The organism is Paracoccus sp. SMMA_5_TC (assembly GCF_009696685.2).
GTDB lineage: Bacteria > Pseudomonadota > Alphaproteobacteria > Rhodobacterales > Rhodobacteraceae > Paracoccus.
In genome coordinates, this window is the sequence record NZ_CP102355.1 from 726,407 (window position 1) to 745,547 (window position 19,141).

Below are 19,141 nucleotides of genomic sequence, written 5' to 3' on the forward strand. Positions count from 1 at the left end.
ACATGCTTCACGCTGGCCCGACAGCCCCGAGGCCAGAGATGTTCCCGATCCGTGACCACAATCCGTCCGAGCGCACGCCGCATGTGCGCAATGCCCTGATCCTGCTGAACCTGGCGATGTTCCTGCTGACCATGCCCTGGGCCGGGGGGCAGGTCCAGCTGTGGGACCGGCTGGCGCTGTATCCGGTGGCGATCAGCCACGGCCAATGGCTGTGGGGGCTGGTCACGCATATGTTCCTGCACGCCGGCATCCTGCATATCGCCGGCAACATGCTGTTCCTGTGGGTGTTTGGCGACAATCTGGAAGACCAGATGGGCCATGCGGGATTTCTGGTATTCTATCTGGCCTGCGGTCTGGCGGCGGCCGCCGGGCAGATCGCCATGGACCCCGCCAGCGGCATCCCGATGGTCGGGGCCTCGGGCGCGATCGCCGGGGTGATGGGCGGCTATCTGCTGCTGTTTCCGCGTGCCCGCGTCGATGTCATCGCCATCATCATCGTCATCATCAAGCGCTTTACCATACCGGCCTGGGTGCTGCTGATGGTCTGGTTCGGGCTGCAGATATTCTCGGGGCTCAGCGGGGTCGACGACGGCGTGGCCTATGTCGCCCATGCGGCGGGGTTCGTGGCCGGGGTGGTGCTGGCGCTGCCGCTGTTCCTGCGCCGCGGCGGCCCCGCCTTCTGGAGTCGCACCCACGGCCAGCCCCCGCACAAGCCCATCGACTACGCGCCTTCGCGGATTCCGCCGGTCAGGCGCTGACCGCGGCTCATGTGGCGCTTGCCGGCAAAGCCGGGGGCGCGGCTCACCGCAAATCCCGCCTCGGCCAGCGCGCGGCGCACATGGCCGGCGGCGGTATAGGTGGCAAAGCTGCCGCCCGGGCGGGTGTGGCGCCCGACCTCGGCCATCAGCTCGGGCCCCCACATCTCGGGGTTGCGGGCGGGCGAGAAGCCGTCGAGAAACCAGGCATCGGCGCTGTCCTGCCACAGCGGCAGCGCCTGGCGGGCGTCGGCGCGGATCACCCGCGCCTCGACCAGACCGACGCGAAAGCGTTCTGCGGGCCAGCCGGCGCGCAGTTCGGCCGCCAGATCGGCCAGCTCGGGAAAGGCGGCATGGGCGCGTGCCAGTTCCTCGCCGCTCATCGGAAAGGCCTCGAAACTGGTGAAGCGGACCGGCACCCGCGCCACCTGGGCCAGCGCCAGCAGGTTCAACCCGGTGCCAAAGCCCAGTTCGGCGACGTGAAATCCGGCGACCAGCCGCGCCGGCAGGTCGTTTCCGGCCAGAAACACATGCCGGGTTTCCGCAAGGCCGCCGTTCAGGCTGAAATAGGGATCGTCAAAGCGGCGCGACACCGGAATGGCGCCATCGCGCCAATCGAGGTCCGCCGCGCTCTGGTCTGGCTGGCCCATCCGCGCTAACTCCTGTCCGTCGACGGGCAGATGCGGCAGGGACAAGGCAATGGCAAGCGCGAATCCGGGGGAAATCACCGTGGCGGGCGCCGGCATCTTCGGCCTTGCCTGCGCCTGGGAACTGACCCGCCGCGGCCGGCGGGTGCGGGTGGTGGAACGGGCGCGGATCGCGGCCGGCGCCTCGGGCGGGCATGTGGGGGCGCTGGCGCCGCATGCGCCGGAAAACTGGAACGACAAGAAACAGGTGCAGTTGCAGGCGCTGATTACCGCCGCGGACTGGTGGGCCGAGGTGGCGCTGACCGGTGGTATCGATCCGGGCTATGCCCGCACCGGTCGCATCCAGCCGCTGCCGCAAGGCGCCCGGGATCGCATCCAGGACCGCATCGCGGCGGCGCGCGCGCATTGGCCCGACTGGGCGCGGATGGAACTGACCGACGCGCCGGACACGCCCTTGCCGCCCGAATCGCCCTCGGGCCTGTGGCTGGTCGATCGGCTGACGGCGCGCATCAACCCGCGGCAGGCCTGCGCGGCGCTGGCGGCGGCGATCCGCGCCGGCGGCGGCCGGATCGAGGAAGGCGCGACCACCGAAGGCCCGGCGATCTGGGCCACCGGGGTCGCTGGCCTGGCGGCCTTTGGCGGCGGCGGGGTCAAGGGCCAGTCGGCGCTGCTGGCCCATGACGCCGCCACGGCCCCGCAGGTCTTTGCCGAGGGGCTGCACATCGTGCCCCATGCCGATGGCACCGTCGCCATCGGCTCGACCTCGGAGCCGGGGGTGCAGGACACCGCCACCGACGCCCAGATCGAGGCGTTGATCGAGCGGGCGCGACGGCTGTGCCCGGCGCTGGCCACGGCGACGGTGATCGACCGCTGGGCCGGCATCCGCCCCCGCGCCCGGTCAAGGGCGCCGCTTGTGGGGCCCTGGCCGGGTCGGCCGGGCGACTATGTGGCCAATGGCGGCTTCAAGATCGGGCTGGCGATGGCGCCCGCCTGCGCCGGGATGCTGGCCGACCTGATCCTGGACGGCCGCGACCGCATCCCCGCGGGCTTCAGGGTGCCGGGCTGACGCCGGCGAACCACGGGTGCAGATGGTAAAGCGCGGCCCAGATCGCCAGCGCCGCCAGCCCCGACCGCCAACCCGGCCGCAGCCGCAATGGCCGCTGCAGCCGCGCAAGGCCCAGACCGGCATAGCCGCCCAGGCCCCCGAACAGGATCGCATGCGCCAGATCGCCATTGGCCAGCAGATGTGCCCCCGCCCAGGCCAGAAACGCCAGCAGCAGGCCCGCCATGCCGCCCCACAGTGCCACCAGCACCGCCAGCGGCATCACCAGGTTGACCAGCCAGCGCATCCATGGCTCTTGCGGCCACAAGGGGATATGGGGCGCGCGCCCCGCCGCCACGATCAGCCACAACAGCAGCGCAAACGACAGCAGGCTGAACCCGGCGATATAGCCGCGCCGGCCCAGTCGCGCCACCAGCGGCGCGCGGGCGCGCGCGGGGATCACATGCGCGGCGACAAACACCGCCAGCGCCAGCAGAAATTCCACCCAGGCCATGCATCCAGGCTAACCCCGCAGCCTGGCGGCGGCAATCGCATTGACCCCGGCCCGGCCTGCGGCATGATGGCGCAAAGCACAAGGACCAGCCCATGACCCGCCTTCAAACCGCCTTCGACGCCATCGACCGCGCCAACAGCGCCGACCCGCATCTGGACCCCCAGGGCCGCCCCGAGGCGCTGCTATACGGCCAGCGCATGAGCGCCGAACAGCAGGCGCTGTATCCCGATGCCTCGGAGGTGCTGCGCATCGCCTGCCGTGGCCAGCATATCGAACGCTGGCTGCTGCCGCGCGATGCCTATCCGATGGACCGCGCCGGCTATCTGGCCTGGCGCAGCGAACAGGGCCGCCGCCACGCCGCCCGCATCGCCGGCATCATGCGCGACGCCGGCTATGATGATGACCAGATCGCGCAGGCCGGCAAGATGCTGACGAAACAGGGGATCAAGCGCGACCCCGAGGTGCAGGCGCTCGAGGACGTGATCTGTTTCACCTTCATCCGCTGGTATATGGGCCCCTTTGCCGCCGGCCGCGACCCGCAGGAAATGCAGCGCATCGTCGAAAAGACCGCGCGCAAGATGTCGGCCCGGGCACGCGCGCTGGCCTTGCAGGAATTCGAGATTCCCGAACCCTATGCCGCAGCCTTCCGTGACTAGGGCGCTGATCGTCGGCCATGGCCAGCCCGGCGATCCCGGCCCGCAGCAACGGGCGATCGAGGATCTGGCCCGGCGCGTCGCTGCCGAATTGCCCGGGATGAGCGTGCGCGGCGCGACGCTGGCCATGCCGGGGGCGCTGGACATCGCCGATGACGCCACGCTGATCTATCCGATGTTCATGGCCACCGGCTGGTTCACCCGCAGCGAATTGCCGCGCCGTCTGGCACTGGCCGGGGCGGGCGGGGCGCGCATCCTGCCGCCCTTTGGCAGCGATGCCGGCCTGCCGGACCTGTGTCTTGAGCTGCTGCGGGCGGCGGCCTTGGCGCAGGGCTGGCGGCTGGCCGACTGTCATCTGATGATCGCCGCGCATGGCTCGGGGCGGTCGCGCGCTCCGGCACAGGCCGCGCAGGACATGGCCCGAGCCCTGGCGCCGCATCTGGCCGAAGTGCGCTGCGGCTTTGTCGAAGAGGCGCCCTTTCTGGCCGAGGCCGCCCGCGGCCTGCCCGTCCAAAGCCTGTGCCTGCCGCTGTTTGCCAGCCGGGCCGAACATGTGACCGACGACCTGCCGCAGGCCCTGGCCCAGGCCGGCTATGCCGGCATCACCCTGCCGCCGGTGGGGCTTGCCCCCCAGGTGCCGCGGATGATCGCCGCAGCGCTGGCCCGGGCAATCAGGGCTTCATGAACCGGCGGCGCGCCTCGATGGCGATGGCACGCCGCATTTCCAGATCGGCGATCCGGGCCAGGGCGGCATCGCGTGCCGCCCCCTCGGGCAGGCTGGCCAGTTCGGCGCGGGCGGCATCGATGCGTTTCTTCAGCACGATTTCCTCGGGCAGGACGCCGGCACGCGCCATGATTCGATAGCCCACAGCCTCGGCGCTGTCTGGCTCGTGGCGCTGGGGCAAAGGTTTGCCCTCGCCCTCCAGTCCGGACAACTTGCCCTCGGCCCGGGCCTTCAGCATCATGCGTTCCGCGATCCGTTCCAGCCAGCGCATCAGCCCTGTCCCTGCCATGGCAAGGCGAGATGGTCACCCGCCCCGCCTGCCGCATCGCCCCGGTTCACATCGCCGCCAGCTGCTCCAGCGCCCCGCGCAGGCGGGCGATGTCATCGTCCAGCGCCGCCAGCTTGTCGCGGGTTTCGTCGATCACCTCGGCTTCGGCATGTTCGACGAACCGCGGGTTGGCCAGGCGGCCGCGCAGGCCGGCGGCATCCTTTTCGGCCTTGGCGACCGCCTTTTGCAGGCGCGCGGTTTCGGCGGCGACATCGATCATCTCGCCCACCGGTAGCGCCAGGCTGGCGCCCGGCACTGCCACCGCGATCATGCCCTGGCCCATGGCGCCGTCGCGCGGCGGGTTCACGCGCGCCAGGCGCTCGATCAGCGGCGCGTTCGCCGCCAGCGCGTCCCGCGCGGCGGCATCGGCCTGGGTCACGATCAGGTCCGGGCGGGCCCCGGCGGGCACGCCGATCTGCGCCCGGGCCGAGCGGATGTTCTCGATCAGCTGGATCACCCAGTTCATCTGCCGGTCGGCTTCGGCATCGATCAGTTCTTCGCCATATTCGGGCCAGGCGCCATGCACCAGCATGCGGTCGCGCTGGCCGGTCAGCGCCCACAGCTCTTCGGTGACAAAGGGCATGATCGGGTGCAGCAGCGTATAGCACTGATCCAGAACCCAGCCCATGGTGTCGCGGGTTTCCTGGCTGTAATCGCCATCGAACAGCGGCTTGGAAAATTCCACATACCAGTCGCAGACCTTGCCCCAGACAAAGGCGTAAAGCCCGGCGGCGGCATCGTTGAAGCGATAGCCGGCCAGGGCCTCGTCGGTGGCGATACGGATGCGCGCCACCTCGCCGATGATCCAGCGGTTGACGACATGGCGCGGCTGCGGCCGGGCGCCACCGCCCCGCACGCCGTTCATTTCGGCGAATCGGCTGGCGTTCCACAGCTTGGTGACGAAGTTGCGGTTGGCCTCGACATGCTTGGGGCCCAGCTTGGGGTCGCGGCCCATTGCCGCCATGCTGGTCAGGGTAAAGCGCAGCGCATCGGCGCCGTATTGGTCGATCAGCGTCAGCGGGTCGATGACATTGCCTTTCGACTTCGACATCTTGGCGCCTTTTTCGTCGCGCACCAGGCCGTGGACATAGACGTCGCGGAACGGCACCTGCCCGACCACCGCCAGCTGCATCATCATCATCCGCGCCACCCAGAAGAAGATGATGTCAAAGCCGGTGACCAGCGTCGAGGTCGGGAAATAGCGCGCCAGTTCCGGCGTCCTGTCGGGCCAGCCCAGCGTGCCGATCGGCCACAGGCCGGAACTGAACCAGGTGTCCAGCACATCGGGGTCGCGCCAGACCGGATAGACCAGCCGCGTGGGGTCTTGGGTCAGGTTGTATTCGGCCAGCCCCTGGGAAAAGGCGTGGATGGCCGCCGCACGGTCGGCGACCTCGATCACCCGCGCCACCTCCAGCGGCTGCGGCAGTTCGACCATGCTGTCGCGGAACCGGCGCGCCACCTCGGTGAAATTCGCCGCGCAATGCAGGATCTCGTCGCGGTGGACCAGACCTTCCTCGAGCAGGGCAAAGATTTCCACCTCGTCCAGGGCGCCGTCGTGGTCATCATCGACCTGGCCTTCCAGCCGCAAGTCCAGCCCATACCAGACCGGGATCTGATGGCCCCACCACAGTTGGCGCGAGATCGTCCAGGGCTCGATGTTTTCCAGCCAGTTGAAATAGACCTTGCGGTGCTGTTCGGGCAGGATCCGGGTCTGGCCGTTGCGCACGGCATCGATGGCGGGCTGCACGATCCGGGGGGTATCGACGAACCATTGATCGGTCAGCATCGGCTCGATCACCACGCCCGAACGGTCGCCAAAGGGCTGCATGATCGGTTTGTTTTCGATCAGCGGGCGGCGTTCCAGATGTTCGGCGCCCGTCTCGGGGTCGATTTCGCGGTGCAGATAGGTGACGGCCAGCCCCTCGGCGGTGATCGCCTCGATCACGGCCTTGCGCGCCTGATAGCGGTCAAGGCCGCGCAGCTCTTCGGGGACCAGGTTGACCTCGGACACGTCGCCAACATCCTCGCCGCGGGCGGCGCGGCTGGCGATCTCGGCGCTTTCGGCATAGGACAGCCCGTCGGCGCGCATCCGCGCCTTGCCGTCCATCAGCGTATACAGCGGGATGTTGTTGCGGATCGCCACCGCATAATCGTTGAAGTCATGCGCGCCGGTGATCTTGACCGCGCCCGAGCCGAAGTCCGGGTCGGGGTATTCGTCGGTGATGATCGGGATCAGGCGGCGGTATTCGCGCGGCCCGACCGGGATTTCGACCAGCTTGCCCACGATCGGGGCATAGCGGGCATCATCGGGATGCACGGCCACCGCCCCGTCGCCCAGCATGGTTTCGGGCCGGGTGGTGGCGATCGCGATATAGTCGCGGGTCTCGCGCAGCGTCACATTGCCGTCGGCGTCGCGTTCGACATATTCATAGGTTTCCCCCCCGGCGAGCGGATACTTGAAATGCCACATCTGGCCGGGCACCTCGCGGTTTTCCACCTCGAGATCCGAAATCGCGGTTTCGAAATGCGGATCCCAGTTGACCAGCCGCTTGCCGCGATAGATCAGCCCCTTGTCATACATGTCGACAAAGACCTTGATCACCGCATCGTGGAAATTGCCCTCTTCCCCCGCCGGGGCGCCGGGGGCGCCGGACATGGTGAAGGCGTTCCTGGACCAGTCGCAGCTGGCACCCAGCCGCTTGAGCTGGCCGATGATGGTGTCGCCCGACTCCTGCTTCCAGGCCCAGACCTTCTGCAGGAAGGCCTCGCGCCCGATCTCGCGTCGGCCGGGCTCCTGGCGTTCGGCCATCTGGCGTTCCACCACCATCTGGGTGGCGATGCCGGCATGGTCCTGGCCGGGCTGCCACAGCGTGTCAAAGCCGCGCATCCGGTGCCAGCGCACCAGGATATCCTGCAGCGTATTGTTCAGGGCGTGACCGATATGCAGGCTGCCGGTGACATTCGGCGGCGGGATCACCACCGAGAACGCCGGCGCGCCGGGTCTGGCATTGGCGCCCGCCGCAAAGGCGTTCTGCGCAGCCCACAGGGCCGCGATCCGGGCCTCGGCGGCGGTGGCGTCGAAAGTCTTGTCCATGGCCATGTCTGTCACCCCTTGAATTGCCACTGGGGATAGACAAAACGCCGTCAAAGGCCAAGAGGCGCTGAAGCCGGTTCCCCCGCCCGTGACCGGGCGACGGTCGGCGGGGGCCGGCCAGCAGGTCAGGCGCTGTGTTCGGCCGGACCGACCAGGGCGAAATGCGCGCCCTGCGGGTCGCGCACGGCGATGATGACCGCACCGCCCGGCACCTCGGCCGGGCCATAAAGCACCTGCCCGCCGCTCTCGGTGATGCGGGCCATGGCGGCATTGACGCCATTGACCCCGAAATAGGGCAGCCAGCACGGCTGCGGCGCATTACCCAGCCCCATCATGCCGCCGATCTCGGCCCCCTGCCAGCGAAACAGCTGGTAGGTGCCGGCCGCACCCATGTCCAGACTGTCGCCCCGGTCCCAGCCCATGATCGCGGCATAGAAATCAAGGCCTGCCGTCGGGTCGGTGGTCATCAGCTCGATCCAGTTGCCATGGCTTTCGCGGTTCTGGTTCCAGGCGCCGGCATCGGCCGGCGGCTGCGGGTCCATCGGCGAAGGCTGCAACAGGCCAAAGACCGCGCCCTGCGGATCGGCGGCGACGGCAAAACGGCCCGTTCCCGGGATGTCCGCGGGCGATCGCAGCACCTTGCCGCCCAGTTCGGCGACCCGCCGGACGGTGGCGTCGACATCGTCCACGTCCAGATAGATCATCCAGTTCGGCGGCGCCTCGGCGCAGACGGGCGAGGTTTCCATCAACCCCGCCACCGGATGTTCGTCATGGCTGGCCAGATGATAGGTGAACCCTTCCATGCCGGAATCGGCGATGTCCCAGCCCAGCACGCGGTTGTAGAAGGCGCCGGCCGCAGCCAGCTGCCCGGGGGCGGTGGTCAGTTCGAACCAGCAGGGCTTGCCGTGATACATCCCCGGCCCTCACGATACATCGACGATGGGCTCGAAACCGCCCCACATCATCCGCATCCCGTCAAAGGGCATCTCGGGCGGTCTGGGCGTGTCGGGATCGGCCATCATGCGTTCAAAGGCGGCATCGGCGGTGGCCCGGTCGGGCCATTCGATCCAGGAAAAGACGATGGTTTCGTCCTCCTTGGCCTGGGTGGACATGTAGAAATCCGTGACCTTGCCATGCGGCACGTCCACCCCCCAGGCCTCGACCATCCGCAGCGCACCGTATTGCTTGAACATGGGCCAGTGATCGCGCGCCAGTTCGATGTATTTCTGCTTGTTGGCGGTCGGCACCGCCAGCAGGAAGCCGGAATAGTAGCTCATCGCTTGCTCCTTATGGGCGCGAAAGGCGCCGGCGACTCGCAGCCTGTCGCTTGCAGTAGCAAAAAGCAACCAATATTCTGCCGCCATGAAACACATCGGCCAGAACCCGCGCCTGCGCTATGACGAAGGCTGCCTTGGCGCCCATGCGCTGAACCTGGTGGGTGATCGCTGGGCGCTGCTGGTGGCGCGCGAACTGATGTTCCAGCCCAAACGCTTCCAGATGCTGCGCGCCGGGCTGCCGGGGGTGACGGCCAGCGTGCTGAGCCAGCGGCTGGCACAAATGATCGCGGCCGGTGTGGTGCAGCACGCGCCCGAGCCGGGGCTATACGCGCTGACACCGGCCGGGCGGGCGCTGCACCCGGTGCTGCGCGAGCTGTGCCGATGGGCGCTGCTGATGCCGGGGCACGATCCGCAACGGTTCATCAGTATTTCGGCGCTGATGATCTCGATTTCGGCCACGGTCGATGCCGGACGCGCGGCCGGATCGCCGCTGCGCGGCGGTTTCGTCAGCGGGCCGGAAGGGTTCGTGGTCACGCTGGACGCCGCCGGCGCGCCACTGGTGCGCGCCGATCCGGCGCCGCGGGCCGATTTCGTGCTGACCGGCAGCGGCAATGCCCTGGCCGCCGCGATCTATGGCCCCGGTCCGGCGGTGCTGGCGCAATCCGGACGCATCGCTCTGCACGGCGACAGTGCCGCCGCGCAGGATTTCGCCGCGCTGTTCAGCCTGCGGCCTCAGAGCCGCGACAGAAGCGCATCGCCGGACGAGACCGAGCAGCTGCCGGGCGATTCCTCGACCTCCAGCTCGGTCACCACGCCATCCTCGGCCAGCAGCGCATAGCGTTTCGAGCGGCCGTTGACCCAGCCATCGGCCTGGATGTCCATGCCCAGCGCCTTGGTATAGCTGCCATCGGCATCGGCCAGCACCTCGATGCCGGCGGCATCGGCGCCGGTATCCTTGGCCCATTGCCCGGCCACGAAGGGGTCGTTGACGGCGATGCAGACCACGCGCGCCACGCCCTTGCCGCGGATCTGGTCGGCATTTCGCACAAAGCTGGGCATATGGGCATTGTTGCAGGTGGGCGTATAGGCACCCGGCACGGCAAAGATCACCACCTTGCCCTGCGACAGGCCGGCGGCATCGACCGGCTCGGGGCCGCTGGCGCCCAGTTTCGTCAGCGTGCCTGCGGGCAGCTTGTCTCCCTTTGCGATGGACATGCACGATCCTCCGTCAATTGCATCGTTCCGGTGCCGACTATAGGCTGCGCGCCGCAGGCAAACCAGCGAGGGTGTTAGATGAACATCGTGATCCTTGGCGCAGGACAGGCGGCGGCGTCGCTGGCGGCGCGGTTGCGGGCGCTGGGACATGCGGGCGCCATCACCATCATCGGCGACGAACCCGCCCCGCCTTATCAGCGCCCGCCGCTGTCCAAGGCCTATCTGCTGGGCGAGATGGACCTGGAGCGGCTGACGCTGCGCGCCCCCGACTGGTGGCAGGATCAGCACATCACCCTGCACCTCAGCGAGACCGCGACCGCCATCGACCGCCCGCAGCGCCGCGTGCTGACCGACCGCGGCGCCTATGATTACGACGCGCTGGTGCTGACGCTGGGCGCGCGGCCGCGCCGTCTGCCCGCGGCCATGGGCGGCGCGCTGCCCGGGGTGCATGTGCTGCGCAACCTGGCCGATATCGACGGGCTGCGTCCGGCGCTGCGCGCGGGGCGGCGGCTGGTGGTGATCGGCGGCGGCTATATCGGGCTCGAGGCGGCGGCGGTCGCGCGCAAGCTGGGCCTTGATGTCACCCTGATCGAGGCGGCGCCGCGCATCCTTGGGCGCGTGGCCGCTGCCGAGACCGCGGACATGATCCGCGACCTGCACCGCGGCCATGGCGTCACCATTCTGGAAGGCACCGCCATCGCCCGCATCACCGGCGAGGCGGCGGCTGACGGCGTGCTGCTGGCCGATGGCCGCCACCTGCCCGCCGACATGGTGATCTGCGGCATCGGCATCCAGCCGGAAACCGCGCTGGCCGAGGCGGCGGGACTGGCCATCGACAATGGCATCGCCGTCGATGCCCGTGGCCGCAGCAGCGATCCCGCGATCTGGGCGGCGGGCGATTGCGCCAGCTTTCCCACGGCGCAGGGGCGGCTGCGTCTGGAAAGCGTGGGCAATGCCATCGACATGGCCGAGACGGTCGCCGCCAATATCCTGGGCGCCGAACAGGATTATCAGCCCAAGCCCTGGTTCTGGTCGGACCAGTTCGACGCCAAGCTGCAGATCGCCGGCCTGAACCTGGGCCATGACAGCATCGTCACCCGGCCCGGTTCGGTCTGGTATTACCGTGGCGGACAGCTGGTCGCGGTCGATGCGCTGAACGATCCGCGCGCCTACATGATCGGCAAGCGCCTGATCGAGGCCGGCCGCAGCCCCGACCCCGCCGCCCTGGCCGCGGCCCCGGACCTGAAGGCGCTGCTGTGAGGATCGTCGGCGGCAGCCTGCGCGGGCTGAAGCTGGCCGATGTCGGTGCCGGCGATCCGGCCGCGCATCTGCGCCCTACCACCGACCGCGTGCGCGAGGCGATCTTCAACCTGCTGGTCAACGGCAACCACGGCAATCCCCTGCCCGGGGCGCGGGTGCTTGACCTGTTTGCCGGCACCGGGGCGCTGGGGCTCGAGGCGCTGTCGCGCGGCGCGGCGCGGGTGGCCTTTGTCGATGACGGGGTGGCGGCGCGGGGGCTGCTGCGGGCCAATATCGAAAAGGCCCGCGCCATGGGCGTCACCGATGTCTGGCGCCGCGATGCCACGCGGCTGGGCGACAATCGCGGCGCCCCCTATGATCTGGTATTCCTGGACCCGCCCTATGGTCTTGGCCTGGGCGAACGCGCGGTCGAATCGGCGCTGGCCGGCGGCTGGCTGGCCGAAGGCGCGATTCTTGTCTGGGAGGAGTCGCGCCCGCCACCCGCCATCGCCGGGCTGGCGCGCCTGGATCAGCGCAGATACGGCGACACCATTGTCACAATGTTGCGCCGCGAACACGACTAGCTGCCGCGGTCCAGCTTGGTGGACAGGTGAATCAGACTTTCGCTTGAGCGCACACCGGTCAGACCGCCGATCTGATCCAGCACATCGTCCAGCTGACTGGTCGAACTGGCGGCCAGTTGCAGCAAAAGATCGACGCGGCCGCTGGTGGTGTGGATGCGCTCGACCTCGGGCAGGCTGCGCAACCGGGTCAGGATCGCCGCCTGCGCCCGTGGCTCGATCGTCAGCAGGCAGGTGGCGCGGATGCGATGCTCGCGCGCCGCATCGCCCAGCCGCAGGGTGTATCCGGCAATCGCCCCCGAGGTTTCCAGCCGTTCCAGCCGCGCCTGCACCGTCGAACGCGCCACTTTCAGCCGCCGTGCCAGCACCGCCACCGACATGCGCGCATCCTGCGCCAGATGGGTCAGAATCCCCCGGTCAAGCTCGTCCACGGCCACCTCTGTCATTTTGACGAAATACTCGTCATATTAACGACGCCGAGGCATATTTCCACCCTTTTCATTGCAGCAATCGGAACCCATAGGGCGCAGACTTGTTTCACCCCCTCACGCGCACAGGAAGGACATGCCGATGGGACTGACCGAGGGCCGCGGCCCCAAGACCGTCTGGAGCAATCCCGCCGAGATCATCCGCACGCTGGCCCCCGAGAACCCGGTGATGGCCTTTGCCCCCGCCGTGCTGCAGGCGACCGCGCGGCGCTTTCTCAAGGGCTTTCCCGGACTGGTCACCTATGCGGTGAAATCGAACCCCGACGAGGCGGTGATCCGCACCCTGACCGCGGCGGGCGTCACCGGCTTTGACGTGGCCTCGCCCTATGAAATCGACCTGATCGGCCGCCTGGCGCCGCAGGCGGCGCGCCACTATCACAACCCGGTGCGCTCGCAGGCGGAAATTGCCCATGCGGTGCAGGCGGGGATCAAGGCGTGGTCGGTGGACAGCCGGTCGGAACTGGACAAGCTGCTGGCCCGTGTCCCGGCCGAGGGCTGCGAAATCTCGCCCCGCTTCAAGCTGCCGGTGCTGGGCGCGGCCTATGACTTCGGCTCGAAATTCGGGGCCAGCCCGGAACTGGCGGCGGAACTGCTGCGCGTCGTGGCCGATCGCGGCTATATCCCGTCGCTGACCTTCCATCCCGGCACACAATGCGTCGATCCTCATGCCTGGGAAAGCTATATCCGCACCGCCCGCGACATCTGCGACATGGCCGGGGTGCGGGCGCGGCGTCTGAACGTGGGCGGCGGCTTTCCATCGCATCGCGTGAACGGCATCGAGCCCGATCTCGAGGCGATCTTCGAGCTGATCGGCCGGGTGACCGCCGAAGCCTTCGGCGCCGAGGCGCCGGAACTGGTCTGCGAACCCGGCCGTGGCCTTTGCGCCGATGCCTTTGCGCTGATCGCCCGGGTCAAGGCCGTCCGCGACGGTCAGGGCGTGTTCCTGAACGACGGCGTCTATGGCGGGCTGTTCGAACTGCCCATCATCGGCAACCTCGATCGAATCGAGGTGCTGACACCGCAGGGGCAACCGCGTCAGGGCGAGGGTCAGCCGCGGGTGCTGTTCGGCCCCACCTGCGATTCGGTCGACCGGTTGCCGGGCGAACTGTCGCTGCCTGCCGAGATTGCCGAAGGGGATTATGTCGTCTTTCATGGCGCAGGTGCCTATTCCACCGTCACCAACACCCGCTTCAACGGGTTCGGTCAGATGGCACACATGACCGTGAACGCGCTTGAATAGGCATTAATCGACGCTTCGCAATTCCGTGCTAGCGTCGGGCCATGGAATCGACGCCACCACCCGTTTGCCAGGTCGTGCTGATGGACGGCACCTTTGCCTCGCTGGCCGAGGGGCAGAGGTCGTCCATCGCCCGTATTCATGGCCTGCTGTCCGGCCGGCGCGGCCCGCTGCCGGCGCCGGTCAGGCTGCATTACGCACCCGGTCAGCAATGGGACGCCTGGCGCACCTTGCCACGGCTGGCGATGGGATCGGCGCTGGAACATCAGATCTGCCAGGCCTATGCCTGGCTTGCACGGGAATGGCGTCCCGGCAATCCTCTGTTCTTTTTCGGCTATTCTCGCGGGGCATTCGCCGTGCGCTCGCTTGCGGGGATGATCGGGCGCGTCGGCCTTCTGACACCGGCCCATGCCAGCGCAGCAAATGTTGCCCGCGCCTGGGATCTGTATCGCAATGGCGCCAGCCTGACAGTCGAGCGTCTGGACCCCGCGATCTGCCACCCGCTGGTCCCGATCCGCATGATCGGGGTCTTTGACACGGTGATGGCATTGGGCTTGCGGCTGCCATTGCTGTGGATGTTGACCGAGCCGCGGTTTCGCTTTCACGACGAGCATCTCGGCCCCGAGGTCGAACATGGCCTGCAGGCGCTGGCCCTGGACGAGACCCGCGCCGCCTTCCGTCCCATCATCTGGGACAGTCGCGATGCCGCCGGCCGGGTCGAGCAGATGTGGTTTCGCGGCTGCCATCCCGACATCGGCGGCCAGCTTTCGGGCATGGAATATGCCCGGCCGCTGGCGAACATCCCGCTGGTCTGGATGCTGTCGCGGGCCGAAAGCCATGGCCTGCCCCTGCCATCGGGTTGGCACAAACATTTTCCCTGCGATGCGACGGCGCCCTCCGTGGGCTCGTGGCGCGCCTGGGGCAAGGCATTTCTGGCCCGGGCGCCGCGGCTGGCAGGCGCCGACCCGTCCGAGGCGCTGCACCCCTCGGTTCCCCGACCCTATACCGGTCCCGCGCTGCTGACGGGCGCGCTGGCGCAGTTCGGCCCACCCCGCCCGCACCGGCGGCTGCGCCCCTTTGGCAAATCCGCCGTCGCAGGCACGGCCGCGCCGCCGTCCCCCGAACCTGCACGCCCGCAGGACCAGGGCCGCGACGATGCCCAGGTCAACGACGCCGAACAGTTCCAGAAATAAGCGGCGCGGCTCAGGCGACGCGCGGGAACTCGGCCCGGGGCTCGATGCCCAGGGCGGCGCAGACCTGGCCGACCAGTTCGGGTTTGTTCAACGTATAGAAATGCAGCCGGTCAACGCCGCCCTGGATCAGCTGCTGGCACAGCCGCACGCAGATATCCAGCGCCAGCTGCCCCTCGCCCTCCTTGCCGGCGGCCTCGAAGGCATCGCAGGCCCATTGCGGCACCGAAGTGCCGCAGCGCTCGGCAAATCGGCGGGTGCCGCTCCAGCTTTGGATCGGCAGGATGCCGGGAATGATCGGCGCCGATATCCCCGCGGCAACGCAGGCGTCCCGAAAACGGAAGAAGGTTTCGGCATCGAAAAAGAACTGGGTCATCGCCGAACTGGCGCCGGCATCGACCTTGCGCTTGAGCCAGGCGACATCGGCGGCGGTATCGGGGCTTTCAGGATGCGGTTCGGGATAGGCACCGCAGCGGATGGTCATGTCGCCGCGCGCCGCGATCGCCTCGATCAGTTCGACCGAATTGGCAAAGCCCTCGGGGTGCGGCACGAAACGGTCCTGCCCCTGCGGCGCATCGCCCCGCAGCGCCACGATTTCATGCACGCCCGCGGCGGCATAATCGGAAACGATCTGCAGGGTTTCCTCGCGCGTGGCATCGACACAGGTCAGATGCGCGGCGACATTCAGCCCGTAATGGCTGGCCAGGGCGGTCACGGCCTCATGCGTCAGCTGCCGGGTGGTGCCGCCGGCGCCATAGGTGACCGAGACGAAATCCGGCCCCAGCGGCGCCAGAGCGCGCGCGGTTTCCCACAGCCGGAACGACTGGTCCAGGTTGCGGGGCGGAAAGAATTCAAAGCTGATCGCCGGTGTCGTCATGGCACTATCCTTTTGTCGCAAGCCTTTTGACACGCCCCGCGATGTGAGACAAATTCATAATCCTCAAGATCGTCATGAGCAGAAATCAACATGCACCTGGAGCTTCGCCACCTGCGCAGCCTGCGCGCGATCCATGAACAAGGGGGGTTGGCGCGCGCCGCCGAGGTGCTGCATCTGACGCAATCGGCGCTGTCGCATCAGATCAAGGCGCTGGAAGAACAGGCCGGGGTCGAGCTGTTCCTGCGCAAGACCAAGCCGCTGCGGCTGTCGGCGGCGGGGATGCGACTGCTGCGCACCGCCCAGCAGGTGCTGCCGCTGATCGACGCCGCCGAGGCCGAGTTCCGCGCGGTCGAACTGGGCCGGGCCGGGCGGCTGCATGTGGCGATGGAATGCCACCATTGTTTTGACTGGCTGCTGCCGGTGCTGGACCAGTTTCGCCGCGCCTGGCCCGAGGTCGATCTGGACATCCGCTCGAGCCTGGCGCTGAAGGCGCTGCCCGCCCTGGAACGCGGCCAGGTGGACCTGGTGATTTCCTCGGACCCGGAAACCCTGCCCGGCATCAGCTTTCAGCCGCTGTTCGACTATGCGCCGACGCTGGTGGTCCCGGCGGGGCATCCGCTGGTCGCCAAGGGCCACGCCGAACCCGCCGATCTGGCCGGCGAGACCCTGATCACCTATCCGATGGAGCGGGCACGGCTGGATGTGTTTTCGCAGTTCCTTGATCCGGCGGGGGTCGAGCCCGCCCATCATCGGCAGGTGGAACAGACGGCGGTGGCGCTGATGCTGATCGCCTCGGGTCGGGGGGTGGCGGTGATGCCCGACTGGGTGCTGCGGGCGCAGGCAGCGAACCCGGAACTGGCGCTGCTGGCTTTGGGGCCGCGTGGAATGCTGCGCAGGCTTTACGCCGGGGTGCGCAGCGACGATCTGGGGCAGCCCTACATGGCGCATGTGCTGCGGCTGGCGCGGACCGAACCCCTGCGCATGCTGCGCGCGGGACCGTCGATCTGACCGCCTGAAACTGCGCCTTGCATGATCAACAGGGCCGGGCCGGCCAGGCCATCATGAACCCGACACCCTGAAACCATGGCTTGCGCGGCCGGCCCGCCCCCGCCACGGACACCCCCCCGTTCCGGGTGTGGCGATCCCCGGGACGTTACCATTCACCACCCTGCAGGAACGTGTGCCGGGCACCGTCTTCGGCCCCCAGCCCTGCACAGGGAAATTGGTCTTGATCTTCACGCCGCTCATAAATCACCGGCCAAGCGGCCGTCAACGCCTGAACATGTAGAATAAATGGCAAAATCGCGCAAAATCCTTGCCCGAGCCATCCGGGCAGCGCGAGATGTTTGACATTCTGCCGCAATCGCCGGATGAAATTGCAGAGCAGCCTGCAAACGGGATCAGAAATGACCGCGCCGCCGCTGGATCAACGGCTGAATGTCGCCCTCTCGGACGGGGTCTTGCGGCTCTCTGGGGCGCTGACCGTCTGGACCTTGGCGGATCTGCCCGACGGGGCCAGCCGCGCCGCGCAAATCGACCTGGGCGGCATCACCCATATGGATACGGCCGCCGCCTGGTATCTGGACAGCCGCGCGCGCGCCGGGGCCGAACTGATCGACCTGCCCGCACCCCAGGCGCGGCTGCTCGAGGCGGTGCGCGCCCGCGCCCCCGTCCCGGAGCCAGCCCCTTTGCCCGAACGCGGCTGGCGGGCCGGGCTGGAACGGGTCGGCCGCCGGGTGGTGTCGGGGCTGAACTATGGCCGCGAACTGGCCGAATATCTGGGCCGCTTCCTGGCGGCCATCGCGCGCAGTATCCGCCATCCGCGCGATTTCCGCCTGACCTCCCTTGTCTGGCACTGTCATGAAACCGGGCTGCGGGCGGTGCCGATCGTGGCGCTGATGTCCTTCCTGATCGGGGTGGTGCTGGCGTTTCAGGGCGCCGCACAGCTGCGCCAGTTCGGGGCCGAGGTGTTTGTCGTCGACCTGATCGCCATTTCGATCCTGCGGGAACTGGGGATTTTGCTGACGGCGATCATCGTTGCCGGGCGCACCGCCTCGGCGCTGACCGCCTCGATCGGGTCGATGAAGATGAACGAGGAAATCGACGCCATGCGCACCCTGGGGCTGGATCCCGACATGGTGCTGGTGCTGCCGCGGGTGCTTGCCCTGGTCATCACCCTGCCGATCCTTGGGTTGATCGCCAATATTGCGGGTCTGGTCGGCGGAGCGCTGATGTCCTGGATCGAGCTGGGGATCTCGCCGTCGATGTTCCGCTATCGGTTGCTCAGCGAAACCAGTGTCGACCATGTCATCGTCGGCCTGTCCAAGGCGCCGGTCTTTGCGCTGATCATCGGCATCATCGGCTGCCACGCCGGGATGAAGGTGGGCAAGGACGCCGAATCGCTGGGCGCCCAGACCTCGCGCGCGGTGGTGAATGCGATCTTTGCGGTCATCGTCGCCGATGCGCTGTTCTCGATCTTCTTCGCCGAGGTGGGGCTATGACCGCGCCGAATGTCATCGAGGTGCGCGGCCTGCGCACCCAGTTCGGCAGCCATGTGGTGCATGACGGGCTGGACCTGGACCTGCGCCGCGGCGAAATCCTGGGCGTGGTCGGCGGCTCGGGCACGGGCAAGTCGGTGCTGCTGCGCACCATCGTCGGGCTGATCACCCCGGCCGCCGGCACGGTGCGGGTGCTGGGCCAGGATGTCGCGCGCCTGGCAGGCCCCGCGCGCGAGGCGCTGGAACGCCGCTGGGGAGTGATGTTCCAGAACGGAGCGCTGTTTTCGGCGCTGACCGTCTGCGAGAATGTCGAGGTGCCGCTGCGCGCCGTGCCGGGCCTGTCGCCGCAAAGCCGCCGCGCTCTGGCCGAGCTGAAGGTGTCCATGGCCGGCCTGCCCTGGAACGCCAACGACAAATACCCCTCGGACCTGTCGGGGGGTATGCGCAAGCGCGCGGGCCTGGCGCGGGCGCTGGCGCTGGACCCCGAAATCCTGTTTCTGGACGAGCCTACCGCGGGGCTGGACCCGATAGGCGCCGATGCCTTCGACCGGCTGATCGTCGAATTGCGCGATGCGCTGGACCTGTCGGTGTTCCTGGTCACGCATGATCTGGACACGCTGCACGCCTGCTGCGACCGCATCGCCGTGCTGGCGGAACGCAAGGTGCTGGTCAGCGGCACCATGACGCAGATGCTGGCGGTCGACCATCCCTGGGTGCGCGAATATTTTCACGGACCGCGGGCGCGCGCCGCCATAGCCACCGGCCGCGCCAAGGAGTAATCT

Annotated in this window: 21 protein-coding genes; 12 read left to right on the plus strand and 9 right to left on the minus strand. The window is 68.3% G+C overall.

Translation table 11 applies throughout. From position 1 onward, the window contains the following. The first annotated feature begins 38 nt into the window (after positions 1-38). Entirely contained in the window at positions 39-758 is a 720-nt protein-coding gene (locus GB880_RS03645) for a rhomboid family intramembrane serine protease (protein ID WP_154493620.1), read from the plus strand. Here GB880_RS03645 and mnmD read toward each other — a convergent pair. Further along, on the minus strand, positions 722-1,405 hold the full coding sequence (gene mnmD / locus GB880_RS03650) for a tRNA (5-methylaminomethyl-2-thiouridine)(34)-methyltransferase MnmD (protein ID WP_154493619.1): 684 nt from the start codon (positions 1,403-1,405) through the stop codon (positions 722-724). The two genes, GB880_RS03645 and mnmD, sit on opposite strands and share 37 nt — an antisense overlap. A gap of 49 nt (positions 1,406-1,454) precedes the next feature. Between mnmD and GB880_RS03655 the strand changes: the two genes are divergently transcribed. Continuing rightward, the gene (locus GB880_RS03655; protein ID WP_263467295.1) at positions 1,455-2,468 is read left to right on the plus strand and encodes an NAD(P)/FAD-dependent oxidoreductase; all 1,014 of its coding nucleotides are present in this window, start codon (positions 1,455-1,457) and stop codon (positions 2,466-2,468) included. On the opposite strand, the gene GB880_RS03660 is transcribed toward GB880_RS03655, so the two are convergent. Continuing rightward, positions 2,452-2,958, minus strand: coding sequence for an NnrU family protein (locus GB880_RS03660; protein ID WP_154494586.1), 507 nt, complete (start codon positions 2,956-2,958; stop codon positions 2,452-2,454). The two genes, GB880_RS03655 and GB880_RS03660, sit on opposite strands and share 17 nt — an antisense overlap. 92 nt (positions 2,959-3,050) lie before the next feature. Here GB880_RS03660 and GB880_RS03665 point away from each other — a divergent pair, with 92 nt between their 5' ends. Further along, positions 3,051-3,614, plus strand: coding sequence for a DUF4202 domain-containing protein (locus GB880_RS03665; RefSeq protein WP_154494587.1), 564 nt, complete (start codon positions 3,051-3,053; stop codon positions 3,612-3,614). Next, the gene (locus tag GB880_RS03670) at positions 3,607-4,296 is read left to right on the plus strand and encodes a CbiX/SirB N-terminal domain-containing protein (RefSeq protein WP_263467296.1); all 690 of its coding nucleotides are present in this window, start codon (positions 3,607-3,609) and stop codon (positions 4,294-4,296) included. Before GB880_RS03665 ends, GB880_RS03670 begins: the two co-directional genes overlap by 8 nt. On the opposite strand, the gene GB880_RS03675 is transcribed toward GB880_RS03670, so the two are convergent. The 4 genes from GB880_RS03675 to GB880_RS03690 all read right to left on the minus strand — a co-directional run bounded on the left by GB880_RS03675 (position 4,283) and on the right by GB880_RS03690 (position 9,034). After that, entirely contained in the window at positions 4,283-4,606 is a 324-nt protein-coding gene (locus tag GB880_RS03675; RefSeq protein ID WP_154494589.1) for a J-domain-containing protein, read from the minus strand. The genes GB880_RS03670 and GB880_RS03675 overlap by 14 nt on opposite strands. A gap of 64 nt (positions 4,607-4,670) precedes the next feature. Continuing rightward, positions 4,671-7,763, minus strand: a complete 3,093-nt coding sequence (locus GB880_RS03680; protein WP_263467297.1) for a valine--tRNA ligase — start codon at positions 7,761-7,763, stop codon at positions 4,671-4,673. 119 nt (positions 7,764-7,882) lie between these two features. Continuing rightward, on the minus strand, positions 7,883-8,671 hold the full coding sequence (locus tag GB880_RS03685; RefSeq protein WP_154494437.1) for a VOC family protein: 789 nt from the start codon (positions 8,669-8,671) through the stop codon (positions 7,883-7,885). Between the two features lie 9 nt (positions 8,672-8,680). Beyond that, positions 8,681-9,034: a DUF1428 domain-containing protein gene (locus tag GB880_RS03690; RefSeq protein ID WP_154494438.1), complete on the minus strand. Its 354-nt coding sequence runs from the start codon at positions 9,032-9,034 to the stop codon at positions 8,681-8,683. 85 nt (positions 9,035-9,119) lie between these two features. On the opposite strand from GB880_RS03690, the gene GB880_RS03695 reads away from it, so the two are divergent. Beyond that, entirely contained in the window at positions 9,120-9,872 is a 753-nt protein-coding gene (locus GB880_RS03695) for a winged helix-turn-helix transcriptional regulator (protein ID WP_154494439.1), read from the plus strand. Here GB880_RS03695 and GB880_RS03700 read toward each other — a convergent pair. Next, positions 9,767-10,249, minus strand: coding sequence for a peroxiredoxin (locus GB880_RS03700; protein WP_154494440.1), 483 nt, complete (start codon positions 10,247-10,249; stop codon positions 9,767-9,769). The two genes, GB880_RS03695 and GB880_RS03700, sit on opposite strands and share 106 nt — an antisense overlap. A gap of 78 nt (positions 10,250-10,327) precedes the next feature. Between GB880_RS03700 and GB880_RS03705 the strand changes: the two genes are divergently transcribed. Both GB880_RS03705 and rsmD read left to right on the plus strand, forming a co-directional pair. Next, positions 10,328-11,509, plus strand: coding sequence for an NAD(P)/FAD-dependent oxidoreductase (locus GB880_RS03705; protein WP_263467298.1), 1,182 nt, complete (start codon positions 10,328-10,330; stop codon positions 11,507-11,509). Further along, entirely contained in the window at positions 11,506-12,072 is a 567-nt protein-coding gene (rsmD, locus tag GB880_RS03710; protein WP_263467299.1) for a 16S rRNA (guanine(966)-N(2))-methyltransferase RsmD, read from the plus strand. Before GB880_RS03705 ends, rsmD begins: the two co-directional genes overlap by 4 nt. On the opposite strand, the gene GB880_RS03715 is transcribed toward rsmD, so the two are convergent. Further along, complete coding sequence (locus GB880_RS03715; RefSeq protein WP_263467300.1) at positions 12,069-12,500, minus strand: Lrp/AsnC family transcriptional regulator; 432 nt, start codon at positions 12,498-12,500, stop codon at positions 12,069-12,071. The two genes, rsmD and GB880_RS03715, sit on opposite strands and share 4 nt — an antisense overlap. Before the next feature lie 139 nt (positions 12,501-12,639). Between GB880_RS03715 and GB880_RS03720 the strand changes: the two genes are divergently transcribed. After that, positions 12,640-13,797, plus strand: a complete 1,158-nt coding sequence (locus GB880_RS03720; protein WP_154494509.1) for a type III PLP-dependent enzyme — start codon at positions 12,640-12,642, stop codon at positions 13,795-13,797. 41 nt (positions 13,798-13,838) lie between these two features. Further along, positions 13,839-14,987, plus strand: coding sequence for a DUF2235 domain-containing protein (locus GB880_RS03725; RefSeq protein ID WP_154550656.1), 1,149 nt, complete (start codon positions 13,839-13,841; stop codon positions 14,985-14,987). 10 nt (positions 14,988-14,997) lie between these two features. On the opposite strand, the gene metF is transcribed toward GB880_RS03725, so the two are convergent. Beyond that, positions 14,998-15,861, minus strand: a complete 864-nt coding sequence (gene metF / locus GB880_RS03730; protein WP_154494195.1) for a methylenetetrahydrofolate reductase [NAD(P)H] — start codon at positions 15,859-15,861, stop codon at positions 14,998-15,000. A gap of 90 nt (positions 15,862-15,951) precedes the next feature. Here metF and GB880_RS03735 point away from each other — a divergent pair, with 90 nt between their 5' ends. From GB880_RS03735 to GB880_RS03745, 3 genes are all read left to right on the plus strand, one after another. After that, on the plus strand, positions 15,952-16,869 hold the full coding sequence (locus GB880_RS03735) for a LysR family transcriptional regulator (RefSeq protein WP_154494196.1): 918 nt from the start codon (positions 15,952-15,954) through the stop codon (positions 16,867-16,869). A gap of 398 nt (positions 16,870-17,267) precedes the next feature. Beyond that, positions 17,268-18,362, plus strand: coding sequence for an MlaE family ABC transporter permease (locus GB880_RS03740; RefSeq protein ID WP_154494197.1), 1,095 nt, complete (start codon positions 17,268-17,270; stop codon positions 18,360-18,362). Beyond that, complete coding sequence (locus GB880_RS03745; protein ID WP_154494198.1) at positions 18,359-19,138, plus strand: ABC transporter ATP-binding protein; 780 nt, start codon at positions 18,359-18,361, stop codon at positions 19,136-19,138. Before GB880_RS03740 ends, GB880_RS03745 begins: the two co-directional genes overlap by 4 nt. The last annotated feature ends 3 nt before the right edge of the window (positions 19,139-19,141 follow it).

Bases quoted from the DNA above. Each gene is read 5' to 3' on its own strand.
- GB880_RS03645 (WP_154493620.1), top strand. From the start codon at position 39: ATGTTCCCGATCCGTGACCACAATCCGTCCGAGCGCACGCCGCATGTG.
- mnmD (WP_154493619.1), bottom strand. From the start codon at position 1,405: ATGGGCCAGCCAGACCAGAGCGCGGCGGACCTCGATTGGCGCGATGGC.
- GB880_RS03655 (WP_263467295.1), top strand. From the start codon at position 1,455: ATGGCAAGCGCGAATCCGGGGGAAATCACCGTGGCGGGCGCCGGCATC.
- GB880_RS03660 (WP_154494586.1), bottom strand. From the start codon at position 2,958: ATGGCCTGGGTGGAATTTCTGCTGGCGCTGGCGGTGTTTGTCGCCGCG.
- GB880_RS03665 (WP_154494587.1), top strand. From the start codon at position 3,051: ATGACCCGCCTTCAAACCGCCTTCGACGCCATCGACCGCGCCAACAGC.
- GB880_RS03675 (WP_154494589.1), bottom strand. From the start codon at position 4,606: ATGCGCTGGCTGGAACGGATCGCGGAACGCATGATGCTGAAGGCCCGG.
- GB880_RS03680 (WP_263467297.1), bottom strand. From the start codon at position 7,763: ATGGCCATGGACAAGACTTTCGACGCCACCGCCGCCGAGGCCCGGATC.
- GB880_RS03685 (WP_154494437.1), bottom strand. From the start codon at position 8,671: ATGTATCACGGCAAGCCCTGCTGGTTCGAACTGACCACCGCCCCCGGG.
- GB880_RS03690 (WP_154494438.1), bottom strand. From the start codon at position 9,034: ATGAGCTACTATTCCGGCTTCCTGCTGGCGGTGCCGACCGCCAACAAG.
- GB880_RS03695 (WP_154494439.1), top strand. From the start codon at position 9,120: ATGAAACACATCGGCCAGAACCCGCGCCTGCGCTATGACGAAGGCTGC.
- GB880_RS03700 (WP_154494440.1), bottom strand. From the start codon at position 10,249: ATGTCCATCGCAAAGGGAGACAAGCTGCCCGCAGGCACGCTGACGAAA.
- GB880_RS03705 (WP_263467298.1), top strand. From the start codon at position 10,328: ATGAACATCGTGATCCTTGGCGCAGGACAGGCGGCGGCGTCGCTGGCG.
- GB880_RS03720 (WP_154494509.1), top strand. From the start codon at position 12,640: ATGGGACTGACCGAGGGCCGCGGCCCCAAGACCGTCTGGAGCAATCCC.
- GB880_RS03725 (WP_154550656.1), top strand. From the start codon at position 13,839: ATGGAATCGACGCCACCACCCGTTTGCCAGGTCGTGCTGATGGACGGC.
- metF (WP_154494195.1), bottom strand. From the start codon at position 15,861: ATGACGACACCGGCGATCAGCTTTGAATTCTTTCCGCCCCGCAACCTG.
- GB880_RS03735 (WP_154494196.1), top strand. From the start codon at position 15,952: ATGCACCTGGAGCTTCGCCACCTGCGCAGCCTGCGCGCGATCCATGAA.
- GB880_RS03740 (WP_154494197.1), top strand. From the start codon at position 17,268: ATGACCGCGCCGCCGCTGGATCAACGGCTGAATGTCGCCCTCTCGGAC.
- GB880_RS03745 (WP_154494198.1), top strand. From the start codon at position 18,359: ATGACCGCGCCGAATGTCATCGAGGTGCGCGGCCTGCGCACCCAGTTC.